At 34.8% G+C, this 5920-nt stretch carries 1 protein-coding gene and 1 pseudogene; one reads left to right on the top strand and one right to left on the bottom strand.

Going from position 1 to position 5920, the window contains the following annotated elements; all coding sequences use genetic code 11:
- Window positions 1–3842 (bottom strand): hypothetical protein (locus PHC28_RS14690; RefSeq protein WP_300102245.1); only part of this gene is annotated, 3842 nt, incomplete at its 3' end.
- A gap of 166 nt (window positions 3843–4008) precedes the next feature.
- On the opposite strand from PHC28_RS14690, the pseudogene PHC28_RS14685 reads away from it, so the two are divergent.
- Window positions 4009–5920: pseudogene (locus PHC28_RS14685) on the top strand (radical SAM protein); the annotation flags it as partial.

Here is a 5920-nt window from a genome sequence, read left to right as displayed (position 1 = left end):
TTTTTTAATTTTATGAAATAGGTACCTACAATTAAGTTTGATAATGTGTTAGAGGTTATGAAAGTTACTCCATTATCAAAACTATATTGTGCAGCAACAGTATTTATTGTAATTGTTCCTGTAGTAGTAGCACAGGTAGGTTGAATTGTTGTATAGGTTGGAGCAGCAAGTAAATTATTGATTGAGTTCAACGTGACGGAAGTTGAAGGAGATGGACAATCATAATAGCTATTTTTCACTTTAACTAAATAGGTTCCTGCACCCAAAGACCCTAAAGTTGAATTACTAACCCAACTAATTCCGTTATCAAAACTATATGAATAGGCATAGCTTGTTACTGTAATGCTACCATCTTTGGCACCACAACTGCTAGGTTGAACGGAAGTAACTGTTGGAGCAACAGAAACATTTGGAGCTGAATAGATATAAACATATTGATAATCAGATACACATCCTAAAGCGTTTTTAATTTTTATATAGTAATAATTGGATGAAAGATTAGTGGCTACTGGATTGGTTGTCCAAGTGTTTCCATTGTCAAAACTATATTGAGCTGCAGTAGTTGTTATCGTAATTGTTCCTGTTGTTCCACAACTAGGTTGATCAACGGTATAAGTAGGGTTTGCCAAAAAATACGGGTATAGATAAACATATTGTGGATTAGAAACACAACCTAAATTGTTTTTTATCAAGATATAATAATAGCCAGAAGCCAGATTGGATGCGACAGGATTTGATGACCAAGTAATTCCATTGTCAAAACTATATTGTGCTGCAGTGGTGGTTATTGTAATTGTTCCTCCAGTTCCACAAATGGGTTGCACAGCAGTATAAGTGGGACTGTCAAGATAAAAGGGATTGATACTTACAAATTGATAATTGGAAACACAACCTAAATTGTTTTTTATCAAGATGTAATAATAGCCAGAAGCCAGATTGGATGCGACAGGATTTGATGACCAAGTAATTCCATTATCAAAACTATATTGTGCTGCAGTGGTGGTTATTGTAATTGTTCCTCCAGTTCCACAAACAGGTTGTACAACAGTATAGGTTGGATTATCCAAATAAAATGTATTAAGATAAGCATATTGGGTTCTTGAAACACAGCCCAAACTGTTTTTTGTCATTATATAATAATAACCTGCTGCAAGATTGGAAGCAACTGGATTTGTTGTCCAAGTATTCCCATTGTCAAAACTATAAAAATCTGCAATAGTTGTTATAGAAATTTCACCAGCGATTCCACAACTTGGTTGAACAACGGTGAAATTGGGGGTTTCTAAATAAAAAGTTTCAAGATAAACGTTCAAATAATTAGAAATACATCCTGAAGCATTTTTAATTACAAGGTAATAATAACCTGGATTAAGATTTGTTGCCACAGGATTTGTAGTCCAAGTGTTTCCTCCATCAAAACTATATTGCGCTGCAACCGTTGTTATTGTAATACTTCCTTTTGTTCCGCAACCAGGCTGAACAACGGTGTAATTTGGACTGGCTAAATAATATGTATCGAGATAGACATACATATAATTAGATTCACAGCCCAATGCATTCTTAATCTTTATCGAATAATAACCCTGTTGTAAATTATTGGCCACAGGATTATTGGTCCATGTATTTCCTCCATCAAAACTGTATTGTTCTGCTGGAGTAGTTATTGTAATGCTACCAATATTTCCGCAAGATGGATTTACAGCTATAAACTCTGGATTGGGTAAATAAAAATAATCGAGATTTACATATTGATTGTTAGAAGTACAACCCAAATTGTTTTTAATCATAATAAAATGAGTTCCTGAGGCTAAATTTGTCGCAACAGGATTTGAAGTCCAAGTTGTCCCTCCATCAAAACTGTATAAATCAGCTAAAGTAGTAATCGAAATAGTTCCTCCAGTTCCACAACTAGGTTGCACAACTTCATAAGAAGGATTGTCTAAATAAAAATAATTGAGGTTTACATACTGAGTTTGTGACATACATCCTAAATCATTTTTATACATTATGGAATAGTATCCCGGGTCTAAATTTGTTGCTGTAGCGTCTGTTGACCAAGTAATACCTCCGTCAAAACTATATTGAGAGGCACTTGTAGTTATAGTAATTGATCCTTTTGTACCACATGTGGGTTGTGTAGCAGTATAAGTTGGATAAGAATTTAAATAAAACGGATAAATATAGACATATTGAGAAAGTGATTCGCAACCCAAATCATCTTTTATTTTAAAAATATAATAACCTGGAGCTAAATCACTGGAAACTGGATTTGTTGTCCAAGTTACGCCATCATCAAAGCTATATAAAGAGGAAGTTGTCGTTATTGTAATTTTTCCTCCCGTTCCACAAATTGGTTGAACAACTGTATAAGTTGGATTATTCAAATAAACTCTATTAATAATGACATATTGCGAAGCTGATTGACAACCTACTGCATCTTTAATTCGGATTAAATAATTACCAGGATCCAAATTATCAGCTGTTGAATTTAATGTCCAAGTTGCTCCATCATCAAAACTATATTGTTCTGCATTAGCTGAATTTATTGTTATTGAACCTTTTCCATCACAGGTTGAAGGTTGTGTAGTTGTATAATTTGAGTAGTTTAATAGTTGGGGCTCAATTAAGCTAACTCCATTGGCAGAAGATACACAACCATTTTGTGTTTTTATTTTGATATAATAAGTTCCTACTGGTAATAAATTTTTAGTGGGAGAATCTTGCCATGTTGCTCCATTATCAAAACTATACTGAGATGCAGGAGTTGTTATAGTAATTGTTCCAGTTGTTACAATACAATTGGGTTGAGTGGTTGTAGAGCTTGGTCCAGCAATAGTGTTATTTATTGTTGTTTTTGGGCTAATAAAGCAATGGCTATCATCTGTTATTTTTACGGAATAATTACCTAAACTAGAAGCGAAAGGAGGAACATTGTAGGTTTTTTCGGTTGCTCCAATTATTGCAATACCATCAAGATACCATTGAAACGTTACATTTGCACTTACATTTGTTGTGATATTAGCGTTTAATGTTAAATTAGTATCACAAAAAACTCCAGTTTGAGTAATATTTACTCCAAATGATTCAGCAGTATTTAATAACAAATTATCAAAATAAAAATAAGGAGCAAAATTGTTATGCCAATTATAATTTGGGGGTAGTGTACACGGACCTCCCAAGATTATTGTATTGATATCGGTTGTTGGTGTGAAAATAATATTCAAAACTCCCCAGTTCCCTACAGGTGTATAATTCATACTTCCTAAAACAATCCAATTGGAGTCCCAATTTGAAGGACATCCTGTTGTCATAAGCGGAAAACCCGAACAATTACTTTTTCCATAAAGAACTATATCGATTGGTCCGTAATCGATAATTCCGTTGTTGCCAAGGCTTACGTCACCCATTGCAGGTTTTGAAGCAATGTCAAAACTTAATTGATAACTGGTTCCTGCTACCATAGGATTTGTTAAGCAAGCACCCAAATATTCCTGCCAATTTTCAGCAAAAAATGCGCCCACAGCACCATTTCCATCAGGGAAAGGAGTCATATCTGCATTGTTGACATAACCACAAGTATTAAAGTAATCTGTGGTTGGAATTGATGCTTGTTCCCATGGAGTAGCCATATTAAGTTGAGAGATTCCATTAGGACAACTATTGTGGGTCTCAAAAGAAGGATTTGGAATGATGGAAGATACTGCTGTTTTATTGCAAATACAATCACTATCATTCAAATCTATTTTTCCGTCTCCATCATCATCAATACCGTTATTGCAGATTTCTTGTGCTGTGCATATTGAAGAAAACAATAAAACAAACAATAGTAATTTATACTTCACTTTCCTAAAATTTTAAAGCAGTAAATGTAATTAAATATGTACAAATTACTAAATAATTAAAAAATATTATTATTGATATTTTAATTATTAATAATGAAGTGTGTACACTCCTGTTTTTTGTAGTAATTTCATAAATATCTCCTACTTTTGCACAAAACGATTCCATTTGAAAACCAAACTTTTCTTAATTACACCGCCTTTTACCCAACTGAATACGCCGTATCCAGCAACGGCTTATATCAAAGGGTTTCTGAATACTAAAAATATTTCGGCAACGCAGGCAGATTTAGGAATCGAAGTCATTTTGAAATTGTTTTCTAAAAATGGTTTGGAGGACTTATTTAAATCTAAAAACCAACAACCAACAACTGATAATTGTAAACGCATTTTCGCATTACAAGATCAATACATCAAAACTATCGATTCGGTGATTGCTTTTTTGCAAGGAAAGAATCCAACCTTGGCACTTCAAATTTGTCAAGAAGATTTCTTGCCAGAAGCTTCTCGTTTTGCACAATAAGCAGAATTAGATTGGGCTTTTGGAACGATGGGAACGCAAGACAAAGCCAAGCATTTAGCCACTTTATATCTCGAAGATATTTCCGATTTTATTGTCGAATGTGTCGATGCCAATTTTGGTTTCAGTCGTTATGCGGAACGTTTGGGCAGAAGTGCCAATTCTTTCGACGAATTATACTCAGTTTTACAAGAAGAACCAACTTATATTGATAAAATTTTATTTTCGATTTTAAAGGAAAGAATCGAAACCATTCAACCCGAATTATTCCTGATTTCTGTTCCTTTTCCCGGGAACTTATATTCCGCTTTTCGCTCGGCGCAATGGGTCAAGAAGCATTATCCGAATATCAAGATTTCTATGGGAGGAGGCTTTCCCAATACCGAATTGCGTTCGCTTTCGGATGCACGTGTTTTTGAGTTTTTCGATTATATTACTTTAGATGATGGCGAATTGCCAGTCGAATTGCTTGTAGATGCTGTCACTTCGAGCGCAGTCGAGAAGCCTTATGAATACAAAAGAACTTTTCTTTTAGAAAACGGAAAAGTAGTTTATAAAAACAATTCACTAAAACCAGATTACAAACAATCTGAAGTAGGAACTCCCGATTATTCCGATTTGCCATTGGATAATTACATTTCGGTTATCGAAATCGTGAATCCAATGCACCGAATGTGGAGCGATGGACGTTGGAATAAACTCACGATGGCACACGGTTGTTATTGGGGAAAATGCACGTTTTGTGATATTTCATTAGATTATATCAAAGTTTACGAACCTATTGCCGCCAGTTTATTGTGTGATCGAATGGAGGAAATGATTACTCAAACGGGCGAAAATGGATTCCATTTTGTAGATGAAGCAGCTCCGCCAAAATTGATGCAAGCCCTTGCATTAGAAATACTTCGTAGGAAACTAGTTGTAACTTGGTGGACAAATATTCGTTTCGAAAAAAGTTTCTCCAACGATTTGTGTTTGTTACTCAAAGCTTCTGGTTGCATTGCCGTTTCTGGCGGTCTCGAAGTGGCTTCTGATAGATTGTTGCAATTAATCGACAAAGGTGTAACGGTAGAACAAGTGGCCAAAGTCACCCGAAATTTTACCGAAGCTGGAATTATGGTTCACGCTTATTTGATGTACGGTTATCCAACACAAACGGTTCAAGAAACGGTGGATAGCTTGGAAATGGTACGTCAGTTGTTTGAAATGGGAATTTTACAATCGGGATTTTGGCATCAATTTGCGATGACAGCTCATAGTCCAGTTGGAATTAATCCTAAAAAATTTGGTGTAGTAAAAGAAACAGAAATCCTTGGAGCTTTCGCCAATAACGATATTAATTTTGTAGATAATACAGGAATTGACCATGATAAATTCAGTTTTGGATTAAAGAAATCACTCTTTAATTTTATGCACGGCATTTGCTTTGACTACGAATTGCAAGAATGGTTCGATTTTAAAATTCCGAAGACAAAAATCCATCCCGATTTTATTGCTGAAGCATTAGAACAAGAGGAAGATTTCAATATAAAACCAACTGCCAAAACCGTTTGGCTAGGAG

The sequence above is a fragment of the Flavobacterium sp. genome, from assembly GCF_028712645.1.
Classification (GTDB): domain Bacteria; phylum Bacteroidota; class Bacteroidia; order Flavobacteriales; family Flavobacteriaceae; genus Flavobacterium.
This window is presented reverse-complemented; position numbering and strand designations above follow the sequence as displayed.